Origin of the sequence: Streptomyces sp. WM4235 (assembly GCF_001279725.1) — a bacterium.
In the GTDB taxonomy this organism is placed as follows: Bacteria; Actinomycetota; Actinomycetes; order Streptomycetales; family Streptomycetaceae; genus Streptomyces.
In genome coordinates this window covers 1-358 of the sequence record NZ_LGDE01000333.1, presented here as the reverse complement: position 1 = coordinate 358, position 358 = coordinate 1, and the positions used below count along the sequence as shown (strand labels likewise).

General features: G+C 73.5%; 1 protein-coding gene. It reads left to right on the top strand.

Going from position 1 to position 358, the window contains the following annotated elements; translation table 11 throughout:
- A partial coding sequence (locus tag ADK55_RS21035; RefSeq protein ID WP_267887358.1) for a BTAD domain-containing putative transcriptional regulator occupies positions 1–289 on the top strand: 289 nt, incomplete at its 5' end.
- Between the last annotated feature and the right edge of the window lie 69 nt (positions 290–358).

The window sequence follows — 358 nt, the reverse complement described above, 5'->3', positions numbered from 1 at the left end:
GGAGTTGACGGTGTTGGTGAGCCGGTATCGCACGCACGAGAACCTGCACGGGCAGTTCATGTTGGCCCTGCACCGCTCCGGCCGCCGCGGCGAGGCCCTGGACGTGTACCAACGGCTGCGGACCACGCTCGTACGGGACCTGGGGCTGGAGCCGTCGGGGGCACTGCGCAGACTCCAGCGCTCCATCCTGATGGCGGGACCGGAGGGAGGGGCGACGGCCGCCGTCGGCGCCGGGGCCGGCGCGGGCGCCGTGGGGAGTACCCGGGTGGAGCGGCTCGTACGGGTCTGAGCCGAGCGGCGCCCGTGGGTGCGGGTGTGTGGGTGGCTTCGCGTACTTCTCCCGCGGGTGGGATGCGTG